Origin of the sequence: Thermobrachium celere DSM 8682 (assembly GCF_000430995.1) — a bacterium.
In the GTDB taxonomy this organism is placed as follows: domain Bacteria; phylum Bacillota; class Clostridia; order Clostridiales; family Caloramatoraceae; genus Thermobrachium; species Thermobrachium celere.
In genome coordinates this window covers 1,787,135-1,802,043 of record NZ_HF952018.1, presented here as the reverse complement: position 1 = coordinate 1,802,043, position 14,909 = coordinate 1,787,135, and the positions used below count along the sequence as shown (strand labels likewise).

General features: G+C 29.5%; 15 protein-coding genes. 14 read left to right on the top strand and 1 reads right to left on the bottom strand.

Annotated elements, in window-relative coordinates:
- The first annotated feature begins 64 nt into the window (after positions 1 to 64).
- Together TCEL_RS09445 and TCEL_RS09440 are read left to right on the top strand one after the other, a co-directional pair.
- Complete coding sequence (locus TCEL_RS09445) at positions 65 to 1,963, top strand: hypothetical protein (protein ID WP_018663490.1); 1,899 nt, start codon at positions 65 to 67, stop codon at positions 1,961 to 1,963.
- A gap of 17 nt (positions 1,964 to 1,980) precedes the next feature.
- Positions 1,981 to 2,613, top strand: a complete 633-nt coding sequence (locus TCEL_RS09440; RefSeq protein ID WP_018663489.1) for an ABC transporter ATP-binding protein — start codon at positions 1,981 to 1,983, stop codon at positions 2,611 to 2,613.
- Between the two features lie 70 nt (positions 2,614 to 2,683).
- Here TCEL_RS09440 and TCEL_RS09435 read toward each other — a convergent pair whose 3' ends face one another.
- Entirely contained in the window at positions 2,684 to 3,904 is a 1,221-nt protein-coding gene (locus TCEL_RS09435; RefSeq protein WP_018663487.1) for a NupC/NupG family nucleoside CNT transporter, read from the bottom strand.
- Between the two features lie 225 nt (positions 3,905 to 4,129).
- Between TCEL_RS09435 and larE the strand changes: the two genes are divergently transcribed.
- From larE to TCEL_RS09375, 12 genes are all read left to right on the top strand, one after another.
- Complete coding sequence (gene larE / locus TCEL_RS09430; protein ID WP_018663486.1) at positions 4,130 to 4,933, top strand: ATP-dependent sacrificial sulfur transferase LarE; 804 nt, start codon at positions 4,130 to 4,132, stop codon at positions 4,931 to 4,933.
- Between the two features lie 3 nt (positions 4,934 to 4,936).
- Positions 4,937 to 5,698, top strand: a complete 762-nt coding sequence (gene larB, locus TCEL_RS09425; RefSeq protein WP_018663484.1) for a nickel pincer cofactor biosynthesis protein LarB — start codon at positions 4,937 to 4,939, stop codon at positions 5,696 to 5,698.
- A gap of 2 nt (positions 5,699 to 5,700) precedes the next feature.
- Positions 5,701 to 6,852: a nickel pincer cofactor biosynthesis protein LarC gene (gene larC / locus TCEL_RS09420; RefSeq protein ID WP_018663482.1), complete on the top strand. Its 1,152-nt coding sequence runs from the start codon at positions 5,701 to 5,703 to the stop codon at positions 6,850 to 6,852.
- 237 nt (positions 6,853 to 7,089) lie between these two features.
- Positions 7,090 to 8,259: a sensor histidine kinase gene (locus TCEL_RS09415; protein ID WP_018663480.1), complete on the top strand. Its 1,170-nt coding sequence runs from the start codon at positions 7,090 to 7,092 to the stop codon at positions 8,257 to 8,259.
- Complete coding sequence (locus TCEL_RS09410; RefSeq protein WP_018663478.1) at positions 8,252 to 8,911, top strand: response regulator; 660 nt, start codon at positions 8,252 to 8,254, stop codon at positions 8,909 to 8,911. Before TCEL_RS09415 ends, TCEL_RS09410 begins: the two co-directional genes overlap by 8 nt.
- A 129-nt stretch (positions 8,912 to 9,040) precedes the next feature.
- On the top strand, positions 9,041 to 9,211 hold the full coding sequence (locus tag TCEL_RS09405; RefSeq protein WP_018663476.1) for a Flp family type IVb pilin: 171 nt from the start codon (positions 9,041 to 9,043) through the stop codon (positions 9,209 to 9,211).
- Between the two features lie 55 nt (positions 9,212 to 9,266).
- Positions 9,267 to 9,644 carry a TadE family protein gene (locus TCEL_RS09400; RefSeq protein ID WP_018663474.1) on the top strand — a complete coding sequence of 126 codons (378 nt, stop codon included), beginning with the start codon at positions 9,267 to 9,269 and terminating at the stop codon, positions 9,642 to 9,644.
- 11 nt (positions 9,645 to 9,655) lie between these two features.
- Positions 9,656 to 10,540 (top strand): pilus assembly protein TadG-related protein, encoded by an 885-nt coding sequence (locus TCEL_RS09395; protein ID WP_018663472.1) that lies wholly within the window; start codon positions 9,656 to 9,658, stop codon positions 10,538 to 10,540.
- Between the two features lie 8 nt (positions 10,541 to 10,548).
- Entirely contained in the window at positions 10,549 to 11,451 is a 903-nt protein-coding gene (cpaB, locus tag TCEL_RS09390) for a Flp pilus assembly protein CpaB (RefSeq protein WP_018663470.1), read from the top strand.
- A 10-nt stretch (positions 11,452 to 11,461) separates the two neighbouring features.
- On the top strand, positions 11,462 to 12,592 hold the full coding sequence (locus TCEL_RS09385; RefSeq protein WP_018663468.1) for a CpaE/TadZ family protein: 1,131 nt from the start codon (positions 11,462 to 11,464) through the stop codon (positions 12,590 to 12,592).
- Between the two features lie 13 nt (positions 12,593 to 12,605).
- Positions 12,606 to 13,931, top strand: coding sequence for a TadA family conjugal transfer-associated ATPase (locus TCEL_RS09380; protein WP_018663465.1), 1,326 nt, complete (start codon positions 12,606 to 12,608; stop codon positions 13,929 to 13,931).
- Positions 13,932 to 13,946: 15 nt separating this feature from the next.
- A complete protein-coding gene (locus tag TCEL_RS09375) occupies positions 13,947 to 14,903 on the top strand; it encodes a type II secretion system F family protein (protein ID WP_018663463.1) in 957 nt (318 codons plus the stop codon).
- The last annotated feature ends 6 nt before the right edge of the window (positions 14,904 to 14,909 follow it).

The following is a 14,909-nucleotide window of genomic DNA, read 5'->3' as shown; positions in this document are numbered from 1 at the left end:
GTATTTTATTTTGGCATTATATTTTGTATAATACAAAAGTTATGAAGGGGAGAAATGATATTATATGAAAAAAATTTTTAATATAATTGGTGTTTTGTTGGGAATTTATATTATTTATACTTTTTTATTATTTGTTAATGCAGCACAATATCGTTTAAATGATACTATTTATGATGTTAGTTTGGATAATAAAAGTATAACTTGCAATAGATTGGAAGAATATGCACAAAAAAGCGATGTAACAATTGTATTGATTAATTTTAAAAATACAAGTTTTTTTAATTGTGATCTTGAGTTTTCATTTATTAATCCAGGCAAAGATATTAAAATGGGTAGACAACCAAGTATATTACCAAGAAACAAAATTGTTTATAAAGATGCAAAGGATATTAAAGAACAAAAAGTGAGATATTTTCATATTGTTGGTAATGAAGAGGAAAAAGTTGAAAAAATAATAAAATTATTTGAGCAAAATGGATATAAAATTGGTGGAGTAGTCAAAAGAGATAAAATAAAAGTTGATTGGAAGTTCTTTTTTTCAAATTTTAATATTAAATTTCAGGCAACACTTATTCTTTTATTAATTTTGAGCATAATTATGTATTATGTACATAGATTAAAGGAAATCGGTATTTTAAAATTAAATGGATGGAATGATACAAAAATCATTTCAAGGGTTTTTATTAGGATGCTTATACAAACAATGCTATTCAGTTTTATGTTAATTTTACCTTTTGGAATATATGTAATTTTAACTGACAAAACAAAAATACATTTATATTTTGAAATTGTATTTATATTAATTTTGGTTGTTGTTTTTGTTTTTATTTTATCAATAATTTTTGGGGTTTTTTTTGTAAGAGATATTAATCAAGTACTTATAATTAAGAATAAAAAAAATAATAAAATGATATTTTATGTTTTAATATGTTTTAAATTTATAATAGGGTTAATATTATTAATAACAATGAATGAATCAATAACTACGATGAATTCAGTAAGATATACTACATCTTCTATAAATAAATTAAGTAGGTATGATTTTTATAGGATAAATACATCATGTACTCCAGAAAAGGAATTGAATGAAAAAATAAATAAATTAATAGATTCAATTGATAGTAGTCATTTTTATGTATTAAGAGTATCGGATTACGTAAATTACAATGAACTTAATAAATTTATTTCTAGTAGAAAGTTAAGAAGTTATGATAATAAAACAATATGTAGTATTTCACCAAATATGTTAAAATATTTAACTATTTTAGATGAAAAAGGTAAAGAAATAACAGAGGATAAAATTAATAAAAATACAATATTAGTACCCATGCATTACAAAAAATATGAAAGTATACTTTTAAATGAATATAAAAGAAATTTATCAGAGAAAAATATGATAAATACGAATATTATATATATAAAAGATGGACAAGTTTATGACTCAATTTTTTTCCCAAATATGTACATTTATGATTGTATTTTTGAAATAACAAATATTGAAAAAGAAGAATATTATATATATGGATTTAATTTACTAGATGAATATGCTGCAAAACAGCTTCAAAAAGGATTTAAAAGACTTGGTATTAATGAAGGCAGTATATATGTGGTTCCACTTAAGGTAGATTATGAAAAAATAAAACAAGATTTAGAATTAGAACTATATAGAAATATTTCATATATAATAAATAGTTTTTTGGCGTTTTTAGTTTGCATAATATCATTGGTTATTATATTTTTAGAACTTAGAAAGAAAGAATTAGGTGTATACAAATTAATAGGTAAATGTCCAATTAAAGTAATATGGAAGTTTATTTTAATAAGTTGTTCAATTACAATAGTTATTGCAATGATTATAAATCCAGTTCTTTTATTAATAATATTTCTTGAAATATCAATATACCTAATTTATATAAATAAATATTTAAAAAACAAGGCTATATTGTCATTAAAAGGCGAGTAGATACAGGAGGTAAAAGAATGTGTTTAATAAAGTTAGAGAATATTTATAAAACATATAGTGGTAAAAAAATTTTTGAAGGATTTAATTTGGAGATAAAAAAGGGTGAATTTTTAGGTATTATGGGACCAAGTGGTTCAGGAAAGACAACATTGTTAAATATTATTGGTTTATTAGAAGAATGTGATGAGGGAAAGGTTATAATTTATGGTGAAGAAATAAAAATAAGCGATAGGAAAAAAGTAAGGAATTTATTAAAAAACAAAATAGGATATTTATTTCAAAACTTTGCGTTAATAGATGATCTTACAGTATATGAAAATTTAAAAATTGTATTAGAAAATAAAGATAATGAGAGTAACAGAAAAATAATGTTGGAAGCTTTAGATAAGGTACAATTAGGAGACATTTTAGATAAAAAGATTTATGAATTATCTGGAGGCGAACAACAAAGAGTAGCTATTGCAAGATTAATATTAAAAAAAAGTGAAATTATTTTAGCAGACGAACCTACAGGAAGTTTAGATAAAGTAAATAGTAAAAAAATTATGGAGCTACTAAAAGAGTTGCACAGCCAAGGAAAAACAATTATTATAGTAACTCATGATGAGAATATAATATCATATTGTTCAAGGATAATAAATTTAGTATAAAAATAGTTTTTGAGTTTAGTATTGAATAGGTTCTATAAAAAAATATTGGGGATTATCCCCAATATTTTTTTTATAGAAGAATACCTGCTATTGCTGCATTTAAAAGTCCAACAAGTGTTCCACCTATTAATGCTCTAACTCCAAGCTTTGCAATATCTGAACGTCTTTCAGGAGCAATTCCACCGATTCCACCAATTTGAACAGCTATTGAACCTATATTTGCAAATCCACAAAGAGCATAAGTTAATAGTGTTATAGTTCTCTTATCTAGAGCACCTGATTTTACAAGTTCAGCAAGATTTGCAAATGCGAAGAATTCATTGATAACAATCTTTTGTCCTAATAAACTTCCTGCTTGTATTATATCCTTAAATGGAACTCCTATTATAAATGTTATTGGAGCAAATAGTCTTCCAAGTATCCATTCTAGACTTAATCCTTGTATTCCTATTAATAAACCTACCTTAGCTGTAATATAATTTAAAAGAGCTATAAGTGAAACAAAGGCAATAAGCATAGCACCAACGTTTAAGCTTAGGTGAAGTCCCTCTGCTGCTCCACGAGCTGCAGCATCTATTACATTAGCATCCATCTTTTCAAATTCCATATCAACTTTACCTTTAGTCTTTGGTTCTTCAGTTTCAGGAAGCATTATCTTTGAAATCATTAAGCTAGCAGGTGCTGCCATAAGGCTTGCTGCAATAAGGTGTCCTGCATCAATACCCATTGCAATATATCCTGCCATAACTCCACCTGCAACAGTTGCCATTCCACCAACCATTATTGTAAGAAGCTCTGAACGAGTCATATCCTTTACGTATGGCTTAATTAAAAGTGGAGCTTCTGTTTGACCTAAGAATATATTTGCAGTATTTGAAAGTGATTCAGCACCAGATGTTCCAAGAATTTTTAGCATTATCTTTGCTAAGAATGAAACAACAGCTTGCATAACTCCAAGATAGTAAAGAACGCTCATTAAAGCTGAGAAGAATATAATTGTTGGAAGAATTTGTAGTGCAAAAATAACTCCAAATTGATTTTGATCAATTAGGCTTCCAAATAAGAAGGATGTACCTGATTGTGTAAAACCAAGAAGTCTTGTAACGCCTCTACTTAGTATATCAAACACCTTTTGACCTGTTGGCCATTTTAAGATTATAAGTGCAAATATAATTTGAATAGTAAGACCCTTAGCAACTAAAATCCAGTTTACCTTTTTCTTGTTCTCTGATAGTAAAAATGCGATACCAATAAGAACAATGACCCCTAAAATGCTGATTAACTTTTCCATATATATCTCCTTTCCTATGTTTTTTAAACAACAAATTATAATTTAATACAGAATTCGACAAATTTCAATACATATATAAATAGTTCTAAATTTAAAAGAGTTCTAAATTGTTACACAAAAATAAAAATTGGAACTTGTTTTGTAATAAACTTAATTTTTACTTATTGATGAAGCTGTTTAAGTTTTATAGTATAATTGAAATAGAAAAACTAATGGGGTGAAGTTATGCTTATGATGGCTAAGTTAGAAAAATTAAAAAAAATACTAGATGATATGGGGAGTGTAATGGTTGCTCTTTCGGGCGGTGTTGATAGTACCTTTTTACTTAAAGTTGCAAAGGATGTTCTTGGAAATAGAGTAGTTGCTGCAACTGCAGTATCATATATATATCCAACTTGGGAGATAATGGAGGCAGAGGAGTTTACAGATAGTTTAGGGGTTGAACATATAAAAATAAATATTGATCCAATAAGGGATATAGAAGGGTTTAAAAATAATCCTAAGGATAGGTGCTATATATGTAAAAGGTTTATATTTTCAAAACTTTTAGAGTATGCCAATGAGATAGGTATAAATTATGTATGTGATGGTACAAATTTTGATGATTTAAATGAATATAGACCTGGTAAAAGGGCACTTGAGGAGCTTAATGTAAGAAGTCCCTTATTAGAAGCAGAACTTACAAAAAATGAAATAAGAGAGCTATCTAAAATGTTAGGTCTTAAAACATACGATAAGCCATCCTATGCTTGTCTTACTACAAGAATACCCTATGGGGATTTAATTACAATAGATAAACTTATGATGATAGATAAAGCAGAAACATTTTTAATTGAAAATGGAATAAGACAAGTAAGAGTAAGATGTCATAAGGATTTAGCAAGAATAGAAGTTGCAGAAAATGAGATGGATAAAATTTTAAATAGAGAATTTTTAAATAGAGTAAATGAATATTTTAAAGAGATAGGATTTAATTATGTTACTCTAGACTTAGGTGGATATAAAAGAGGAAGTTATGATGGGAGGTAAATGATGCAAAAGAATGATATTATTTCACTACTTGAAGGTTATAAAAATGGAGAACTTACACAGGAGGAAGTTTTAAATAAGCTTGTTTATTTGCCATATAAAGATTTACAATTTGCTAAACTTGACTACCACAGGGGAATTAGAGTTGGTTACCCTGAGGTTATATACTGCGAAGGAAAGGAATTAGAACATTTAAAGAAAATAGTTGAAGATATGTTAAAGCTAGATAAAAATATACTTGCAACAAGGGTAAGTAAAGAGGCATATAGAGCCATTTGTGAAGTAACAGATAATTTAATATATAGTGAAGTAGCAAGAATATGTGTTATAAATCCAAAGGATATAAAAAAGGAAGGATTGGTTGCTGTTGTAACAGGTGGAACAGCTGATATTAAGGTTGCGGAGGAGGCTGCTATAACTTTAGAGACTTTTGGAAATAATGTTGATAGAATTTATGATGTTGGAGTTGCAGGAATACATAGACTATTTAATAATTTAGAAAGAATAAGAAAGGCTAATGTTGTTGTGGCAGTTGCAGGGATGGAGGGTGCGCTTGCATCGGTTGTAGCAGGACTTGTTGATGTACCTGTAATTGCTGTTCCAACAAGTGTAGGATATGGGGCAAACTTCAATGGACTATCAGCACTTTTAACTATGTTAAATTCATGTGCAGCAGGTGTATCTGTTGTAAACATAGACAATGGTTTTGGAGCAGGTTATATAGCATCTTTAATAAACAAAAGAGTAGCAGAGGGAGTTGAGTAATTTTGAGAACACTTTATTTTGACTGCTTTTCTGGAATAAGCGGAGATATGGCAGTAGGAGCACTACTGGATCTTGGGGTTTCAAAGGAATATCTTTTAGAGGAACTTAAAAAGTTAAATATAGATGAAGAATATAGGATAGACATAAAAAAAGTTAGGAAATCAGGTATAGATGCAACACAGTTTGATGTTATACTAACAGAACATAGGCACCATTCTAGAAATCTATTTGACATAGAAGGAATAATAGACAAAAGTGATCTAAGTAAAGGGGTTAAGGTTTTATCAAAAAAGATATTTAGAATAGTTGCTGAGGCAGAAGCTAAGGTTCATGGTGAAAGACTATATGATGTTCACTTTCATGAAGTAGGTGCAACTGATTCAATAATAGATATTGTTGCCTTTTCAATATGTATAGAATATTTGAAGATTGATAAGGTTATTTCTTCCTTTATTAATACAGGTAGAGGTTTTGTTGAATGTGAACATGGGGTTTTACCAGTTCCAGCACCTGCAACAGCAGAAATATTAAAGGGAATTCCTATATATTCAGACGAAAGAGAGTTTGAACTCACAACACCAACGGGTGCAGCAATAATTAAAGCTGTTGCAGAGGATTTTAAAATGGATTGCCCATTAGTTATTAAAAACGTTGGATATGGTGCAGGAAAAAGAGAAACAGAAAAACCAAACGTCCTAAGGGTGATATTATCTGATGATGAACAGGATGAGCTTTTCTTAATACAAGCAAATATAGATGATATGACAGGACAAATGTATGGATACTTAATGGAAAAACTTTTAAATGCAGGAGCAAAGGATGTATATTATACACCTATCTATATGAAAAAAAATAGACCGGCAGTTATTTTAAACGTAATTACATCAAAATCTAAAGAAGATGAAATCTTAGACATAATATTTACAGAATCAACAACAATAGGAGTAAGAAAAATTAAAATAGATAGAGTTGAACTCAAAAGAGAAATAAAAAAGATAGAAACTGAATATGGAGAAGTTAGAGTTAAGATAGCAAGATATAAGGATAAGATAGTAAATGTAAAACCAGAATATGAAGACCTAAAGAAAATAGCAGAAAAAAACAATATACCTTTAAAAGAACTCTACCAAAAGTGCCACCCACGTGAAATGTGACATTTTCCATTCGTTGGATTCACACCCTTCACATGGGTGTGTTTTTTTTATAAGTGTCACCCAAGTGAAATGTGAAATTTTCCATATAATAACACATATTGTTTTTATGTTTTATAAAATGGGAAAAATAAGTATAAAGTTAGAATACATTATTTCGAAAAAAGTAGTGTGCCATTTGTTTAAAATTTTATTAAAGTTATAATATAATTAAAAAATAATTTAAAGTGAGTGATATTGATGATAAGAAAAAACACCGACATTAGTGAAATTAACAATATTATAAAGAAGATAATAGAACAAATAACTAGTAGCAAGGAAATGATTGTAAACATAATTGACAACATAAAGAAAGAAGAAGCCGAATTTATTTTTGAACTTAAAGAATTAAAAGAAAAGATTGTTCTAACCATAAAAGAAGTTGATGAGCTTGAAGCTTTAGATAAAAGGATGAGACAGAAGCTTGCTGATGTTTCAAGCAGATTTGATAAATATTCAGAGGGTGAAATAAAGGATGTTTATGATAAGGCTTATGAAGTAAGACTTAAGCTAATGACAAAAAGAAATGAAGAGAAGATATTAAGGGATAAAAGAGATAGGTTAGAAATGCAGCTTAAAAAACTAGAAGAGAATATAAATAATGCACAGAAGGTAATAAGCCAAATATCTGTAGCATTAAAGTATTTAGAAGGTGAAGCCTTAAGTTTGGTTAATGTTGATGATAAAGAATCAGAAATGCTAATAGGAATAAAAATACTAGAGGCTCAAGAGGACGAAAGAAAAAAGATAGCAAGAGATATACATGATGGACCTGCACAATATGTTGCATCTGCAGTTATGAGAATTGATTTTACAAAAAAGGTTATAGTTAAGGACTTAGATAAAGGACTAAATGAACTTACTGAACTTAAGGAAGTATTAAAGACAGCACTTAAAGAGATTAGAGCAATTATATTTGATTTAAGACCAATGTCCCTTGATGATTTAGGATTAGTTCAGACAATACAGGAATATGCAAAATCAATTAAAGAGGAAACTGATATTAATATTGATTTGAAACTTAAACCAATTAATGATGAAGTTGAACCTATAATACAAGTTGCTGTATACAGAATAATACAAGAGATACTAAATAATATAAAGAAACATTCAAAGGCAAAAAATGTAGAGATAAAACTCGATTATGGAACTAAGTACCTAATGATAGTTGTAATTGATGATGGAGTAGGATTTGATGTTGAAGAAACTTTAAAGAAGGTTAAAACTCAAGGAACAAATTATGGCCTTTTAGGTATTATGGATAGAGTACAACAATTACAAGGGGAGTTTGAACTTGAGTCTAAAAAGGGCATTGGGACAAAGTTTAAAATCAAACTTCCTGTAAATAGGGGGGTAGTAAAGGATGATTAAAATATTAATTGCTGATGATCATATGCTTATAAGAGAAGGATTGGAAAAAATAATAAGTTTAGAAGGTAACATGCAAATTTTGTTTAAGTGTAGGGATGGTAAAGAGGCAATAGATCATATAAGAAAAAATAGTTTAGATGTTGCACTTTTGGATATAAATATGCCATATTTTACAGGAATAGATGTTTTAAGGGTAATTAAAAATGAAAATATAGATGTTAAAACTATAATTTTAACAGTTGAGAGTGACAAGAATACTCTATTTGAAGCTATTGAAATAGGTGCTGATGGTTATATACTTAAGGATTCTGCAGCAGATGAAATTGTTGAAGCAATAAATACAGTATATAGTGGAGAAAAATATATAGATAAATCCTTGGTATCACTTATATTTAGTAAAATAAAAAGTAAGGAAGATAAGAACTCTATATTCGATAGACTTTCAAAGCGTGAAGTTGAGGTTTTACTGTATATTTCTCAAGGTTTTAGCAATAAAGAAATTGCAAGTAAGCTGTTTTTGTCGGAGAAAACTGTTAAAAACTATACAACAAGCCTATTTGAAAAATTAGGAGTTCATGATAGAGTCCAAGCTGCACTTTTAGCAGTACAAAATAACATAGAGGGGTACTATAAACAAAAAAATAGGGACTAAAGTCCCTATTTTTTTGTTACTAAATAACACAAATGTCAGTACCTATGCAATCTATTTTAGGCACTTTGATTTAAATATAATAAAAGTAACAGATAACAAAAGCGAACAATATTAAGGGAGGTTATATATATGATAAGAAATTTATTTAATCTAATGGCAGCTAGAAAAACTAAGGGACAAGGTATGGTAGAATATGCATTACTTGTAGCACTTATAGCAATAGTTGTAATTGGAGCACTTGTACTTTTAGGACCAGCAATAGCTGCTAAGTTCAACGATATAGTTACAAATCTTCAATAATTTAGAAATAGATATGCTTCAAGCATATCTATTTCTTTAGATAAGAGGCGATCATATGAAAAGAAAAGGACAAGCATTGATTGAATTCTCAATAATCCTTCCTATCTTACTTTTAATTGTAATGGGGATAGCTGAATTTGGAATGATTTTAAACTCATATTTAACAATACAAACGGCCTCAAGAGAAGGTGCAAGGATTGGAATAATTGGGGCAGATGATAATGAAATAGTACAAGCTGTATATAAAAGCACTCAAAGTATAGATAAACGAAAGATAAACATAACAATAACCCCAAGTAGTACAAACAGAAAGTCAGGTGACACATTAAAGGTTAGAGTTGAATATGAGTATGACCTTATAATACCAATAATTAAAAACATATTGGGGAATAAAATAGAACTTTCTGCTGAGACTTCTATGCGGGTTGAATGAAGGTGGTTTAAATGAAGAAAAAGGGAAATGCAGCCATAATAATACTTATTATGTTTGCTGCACTTTTATCATTTTCAGCCTATGTTATAGACATTGGTATTACGTATGCCGAAAAAATAAAGCTAGAGAATGCTATAGATTCTGCTTGTCTTGCAGCAGCCTTAGAGTTACCATCAAACCCTATAAAAGCTGAGGATATAGCCAAGGAATATCTAAATAAAAATGGAGTAGACAGTACAAAGGCTAGCATTTTTATTTCAGAGGATAAAAAGAGTATAAAAATAATTGCACAAAAACAGGTTCCTCATTTTTTTGCAAAAATATTTGGTAAGGATAAAAGTATTGTAGTTTCAGATTCAAAGGCTATATTAGGACCTGCCAAGTCAGTTAAAGGAGGGGTTAGACCCTTTGGAGTTGTTGCATATGATTTTACCTATGGAGATTTGGTTACTCTAAAAGAAGAATCGGGAGATGGGTATCATGGAAACTATAATGTCCTTGCAATAGGTGGACAAGGTTCAAATGTATTTTATATAAATGCAATGTATGGTTATGATGGGGTAATAAGTGTTGGAGATCTTTTAGATACTGAGCCAGGTAATATGGCTGGGGTTGTTAATGATCTAAAAAACTATATTAGTTCAGAAAATAGCACCTTTTATAACTTTCAAAGAGATTCAATAAGACTTTGGACTATACCTTTAGTTAATACAATGGAGGTTAATGGGAGAAAAATGGTTTTGGTTGTTGGGTTTGCACAGTTTTTTGTAGAAGACATAAATAAAAAATCAGGTAAAGCAGAGATAACAGGCAGATTTATTAGATATGTTACAAATGCAGAAATAGATATGAGTTTAAAGGATACAGGCGTCTATGGTGTTAAACTTTCAAGGTAGGTGATAAGATGAACACTTTAACTAAAAGGCTTTTTATACTTGCCTTTATTCTCTCATTAATATTAACTTCAATGGTTTATGTATATTTAAATAAGTTTAACTTTAAAAATAGTAAACAGGAATTTGTTAAGGTTTTAGTTGCAAATGCTGACATACCTAAAGGAACAGTTATTGAAAAGAAGATGTTAAGGGAAATAGATATACCTAAAGATATCTGCCAACAGGGGTATGTAAGAGAATATTCTTCAGTATTAGGTAAATTTGCAAAGGAGAACATAATTAAGGATGAGATATTAATATTTGAAAAAATACAGAGCCAGCAGATAAGTGAACTTAGCTTTAATATAGATGAAAATCATAGGGCAGTTTCGGTAAATGTAACAGGAGATACAGGGGTTTCATATCTTTTAAAACCAGGTGACTATGTTGACGTTATTGTTTTTCTATCAGAAAAAAGAGAAAACAACAGAATAGTAAGGAGAGATATAGCAAAGGTTATTCTTCAAAATATTAAGGTTTTAGCAGTAGATAGAAATATAACGCGAGAAAACAATCCAAAGGATGATGGAAAAGTTCCACCTAGGTTTTTTGTAACTTTAGAGGTACCTGCACAGGATGTAGAAAAATTAGTCCTTGCAGAGGATATTGGGAAAATAAAGCTTTCTCTTAGATCAAACAGAAGTACAGATATTTTAAACACAAATGGAGCACTAGAGAAGGATTTTTTTTTAAATAAAGAAGAAAAATATGTTTACTACAAGGTGAAAAAGGGAGATACATTAAGGAATATAAGTAGAGCCTTTTATGGTCACCCAGATAATTATGATCTGCTTAAGGAAATAAACAATATAAGAGATGAAAATATTATTGTTCCAGGTATGGTTATAAAAGTTCCCGTTTCAAACAATTAGGAGTGATGATATGGATAAAATAAAAATTTTAATAGCAGATGATGTTAAGGAAACAAGGGATATAGTAAAAAAAATAATAGAACTTGAAGATGATTTTGAAATAGTTGGTGAAGCAGTAGATGGACAAGAGGCAGTAGACAAAATAAAAAAACTAAAGCCAGATGTTGTGCTTATGGATATAAACATGCCTGTTTTAAATGGACTTGAGGCAACAGAAAAAATAACAGCACTAAATCCTGAAGTAATTGTAATTATAATGTCTGTTCAGGGTGAGAGTGAATATCTAAAAAAGGCTATGTTCTATGGTGCAAAGGAATATATAATAAAGCCCTTTAATTATGACACCTTAGTTAATACCATTAAACTAACCTATGAAAGATATAAACAGATAAATAAAAGCCAAGAGCACTATAAAGATGGAAAAATAATAACCTTCTTCAGTTCAAAGGGTGGAGTTGGTAAAACCACATTAGCGGTTAATGTAGGTGTTGAGCTTAGCAAGACTAAAAAGGTTCTGTTATTGGATATGGATTTAATGTTTGGTGATATATCTATATTTGTTGATGCAGTAGATTCAAAGACCATAATTGATGCTATAGATGATGAAAATACAGATTCATACAACAGCCTAAAAACATATCTTTTTAGTTACAATAAAAACCTTGACATATTATTTGCTCCTAAAAAACCTGAGGCATCTGAATATATAGGTAAAGAAATAGTAGAAAAAATTATAAACATCCTAAAGAGGCACTATGATGTTGTAATAGTAGATACAGGAATTAACTTTAGTGAGGTTACACTCCATATACTTGATATATCTGACTATATATTATTTATATCCAACATAGACATTGCATCACTTAAAAACACAAAACTTGGACTACAGGTTATGAGGTCTTTAGGATATGATAAGAACAAAGTAAAGGTAGTTATAAATAGATTTAATACAGATTATGGAATAGGTAAAAAGGAAGCAGAGGAAGTATTTAAGGAAGAAATATTTTTAACTATACCAGATGATGAAAAGATAGTTTTAAACTCAATAAATAGTGGGAAGCCCTTTGTAGAAGGAAATAAACTAATAAAATCAAAAATAGAAAAGGCAATTGAAACTCTATGCAAAACATTAGAAATTTAAGGGGGCAGAGTTTATGTCTCTTATAAAAAGACTTGAAGAAAAAAACATAGAAAAAAAGCAGATAAGACAAGAAAAGGAAGTAGATCCCTATGTTGAACTTAAAGCCAAGATACAAAATAAAGTAATTGATGAACTTGATATTAATTTTAAGGATATATCAGAGGAAAACGAAGAGGTAACACAAAAGATTAACTCCATAATTTTAAAACATATTGAGGAGGAATCTCTAAACCTTACTAATTCCCAAAAGAAAAAGATCAGGGAAGAACTTTTAGATGAAATAATAGGATTTGGCCCTATAACACAATTTTTGAAAGATAACAGCGTTACAGAAATTATGGTTAATGGCCCAAACAAAATATACGTAGAAAGAAATGGAAAACTCACTTTAACTGATGCAAAATTTAAAAATGATGACCATGTAATGCATGTAATAAAAAAGATAGTTTCACCTCTTGGTAGAAGAATAGATGAAAGTTCACCTATGGTAGATGCAAGACTACCTAATGGATCAAGAGTTAATGCAATAATTCCCCCTCTTGCTATAGATGGACCTTCGATAACAATAAGAAAGTTTTCAGATGATCCTTTTACAGTAGATGACCTTATAAGATTTGGAACGCTAACTTCTAAAATGGCAGAGTTTTTAAAGTATTGTGTTCAAGGAAGGCTCAATATTGTTGTATCTGGAGGTACAGGAAGTGGTAAGACTACAACATTAAATGTATTGTCATCCTTTATACCTAATGAGGAGAGAATAATAACAATAGAGGACGCGGCAGAGCTTCAGCTTTCTCAAGAGCATGTTGTAAGACTTGAAACAAGGCCTGCAAACCTTGAAGGTAAGGGTGAAATAACAATAAGAGACCTTGTAAAAAATAGCTTAAGAATGAGGCCAGATAGAATTGTAGTAGGTGAGGTAAGATCAGGAGAAGCACTTGATATGCTTCAGGCAATGAACACAGGACACGATGGTTCACTTACAACAGGGCATGCTAACTCACCAAGGGACATGCTATCAAGACTTGAAACGATGGTTTTAATGTCTGGTATGAACTTGCCTGTTAGAGCTATAAGAGATCAAATAGCTTCAGCAATAGATTTAATAATACAGCAGTCAAGACTTATGGATGGTAGCAGAAAAATAACTCATATAACCGAAGTTCAGGGTATGGAGGGAGATGTAATAATACTTCAGGATATATTTAGATTTGAACAAAGAGGAGTAGATAATAAAGGAAAGGTAAAGGGAGAATTTGTTTTTACAGGTGTTATGCCTAAGTTTATTCAAAAGCTTAAGGAGAAGGGAATAAACATACCACAAGAAATATTTATGTAATATGGAAGTGATAGTATGGTTTTAATAATTATTATAGGTACATTTTTTACTTCTTTTCTTTTTGTGTTATCAATACTTCTTATGATATTTAATAAAAATAAACCAGTTAATAAACTAAAATACTTTGATGAGGGTTATATTGATTATAGATATGAAGAAAAAAAGGAAAGAAAAAGTATTATAAAATCCCTTTCAAAACTTGTACCTAATTTAAAATTTGATACAAAAATAAGGGAATACGTAGAACTTGAAATTATAAGGGCGGATTTACCTTTAACATACAATGAGCTTATTGTAATAGAATTTTTAATTTTATTTACTGTTGGTATCCTTATTTTTTTATTTACTAAAAACATCATAGTAGCTTTATCTCTATCTCTTTCTACTTTTTCTTTTCCTTCAATTTTTATGTTAAAGAGAAAAATAGATAGAATAAAGAAGTTTGACAGCCAGCTATCTGAAGCCATCGTTGTAATTTCAAATTCACTTAAAGCTGGATATTCATTTTTACAGGCCATCTCTGTTGTTGGAGAACAAATTGGTGATCCGTTAGGAAAGGAGTTTAAGAGGCTTTTAAAGGAGATGAGTTTAGGACTTTCTGAACAGGAAGCCTTCTATAACTTACAAAGAAGAGTACCTTCACAGGATTTAAATCTTCTTGTAAATGCCATACTTATTCAAAAAGATATTGGAGGAAATTTAGCCGAGATACTAGACAACATAACAGATACCATAAGAGAAAGGCAAAAACTAAAAAATGAACTTAAAACACTAACTGCACAGGGAAAATTGACAGGAATTATAATATCAATGCTTCCTTTATTTTTAGGAGCTGTTATATATGTTTTCAACAGAGAATATATAATGCTTCTTTTTACTACAAAGATAGGAGTAGGAATGCTTACATTATCAATATTTAGTGAAATAATTGGGGTGTTCTTAATAATGAAGATAATAAGTGTCGATTTATAGAGGTGG

Excerpts from the sequence above, each read along its gene's own strand:
- TCEL_RS09445 (WP_018663490.1), top strand. The coding sequence starts at position 65 with ATGAAAAAAATTTTTAATATAATTGGTGTTTTGTTGGGAATTTATATT.
- TCEL_RS09440 (WP_018663489.1), top strand. The coding sequence starts at position 1,981 with ATGTGTTTAATAAAGTTAGAGAATATTTATAAAACATATAGTGGTAAA.
- TCEL_RS09435 (WP_018663487.1), bottom strand. The coding sequence starts at position 3,904 with ATGGAAAAGTTAATCAGCATTTTAGGGGTCATTGTTCTTATTGGTATC.
- larE (WP_018663486.1), top strand. The coding sequence starts at position 4,130 with ATGCTTATGATGGCTAAGTTAGAAAAATTAAAAAAAATACTAGATGAT.
- larB (WP_018663484.1), top strand. The coding sequence starts at position 4,937 with ATGCAAAAGAATGATATTATTTCACTACTTGAAGGTTATAAAAATGGA.
- TCEL_RS09415 (WP_018663480.1), top strand. The coding sequence starts at position 7,090 with ATGATAAGAAAAAACACCGACATTAGTGAAATTAACAATATTATAAAG.
- TCEL_RS09410 (WP_018663478.1), top strand. The coding sequence starts at position 8,252 with ATGATTAAAATATTAATTGCTGATGATCATATGCTTATAAGAGAAGGA.
- TCEL_RS09405 (WP_018663476.1), top strand. The coding sequence starts at position 9,041 with ATGATAAGAAATTTATTTAATCTAATGGCAGCTAGAAAAACTAAGGGA.
- TCEL_RS09400 (WP_018663474.1), top strand. The coding sequence starts at position 9,267 with ATGAAAAGAAAAGGACAAGCATTGATTGAATTCTCAATAATCCTTCCT.
- TCEL_RS09395 (WP_018663472.1), top strand. The coding sequence starts at position 9,656 with ATGAAGAAAAAGGGAAATGCAGCCATAATAATACTTATTATGTTTGCT.
- cpaB (WP_018663470.1), top strand. The coding sequence starts at position 10,549 with ATGAACACTTTAACTAAAAGGCTTTTTATACTTGCCTTTATTCTCTCA.
- TCEL_RS09385 (WP_018663468.1), top strand. The coding sequence starts at position 11,462 with ATGGATAAAATAAAAATTTTAATAGCAGATGATGTTAAGGAAACAAGG.
- TCEL_RS09380 (WP_018663465.1), top strand. The coding sequence starts at position 12,606 with ATGTCTCTTATAAAAAGACTTGAAGAAAAAAACATAGAAAAAAAGCAG.
- TCEL_RS09375 (WP_018663463.1), top strand. The coding sequence starts at position 13,947 with ATGGTTTTAATAATTATTATAGGTACATTTTTTACTTCTTTTCTTTTT.